Origin of the sequence: Nosocomiicoccus sp. HMSC059G07 (genome assembly GCF_001815515.1) — a bacterium.
Lineage (GTDB): Bacteria > Bacillota > Bacilli > Staphylococcales > Salinicoccaceae > Nosocomiicoccus > Nosocomiicoccus ampullae_A.
This window is the reverse complement of sequence record NZ_KV820828.1, coordinates 1-310: the sequence shown is the minus strand read 5'-3', so window position 1 is coordinate 310 and position 310 is coordinate 1. Positions and strand designations below refer to the sequence as shown.

1 protein-coding gene is annotated in these 310 nt (G+C 28.1%); it reads right to left on the bottom strand.

Annotation, left to right across the window (positions count from 1 at the left end; all coding sequences use genetic code 11):
• Window positions 1–310: hypothetical protein (locus HMPREF3029_RS09405; RefSeq protein ID WP_168165505.1), on the bottom strand; the 310-nt coding region annotated here is incomplete at both ends.

Here is a 310-nt window from a genome sequence, read left to right as displayed (position 1 = left end):
ACATTTATGTTAATTTGTGGTAAATTTTCAGTTTCTCTATAAGTTGAGATCGTTCTATCTTGAAGTTCATCTCTTAAAGTTACATACCTAAGGTTAAAAGTTGATGTGGGTAACTGTTCATTTAAATTTAATTTTATTGTGCGTTTAAATAAGTTGTCACCTAAACTTTCAACTTCTGAAACTTCATTTGAACTTCTATATATTTGGTGATTATATTCATTTTCAAATAATACATATGCTGATTTTAATGAAGTTTCATCTTCTGCGACTACTGTGACATAAACGGTTTCACCAACTTCATAATCAATCT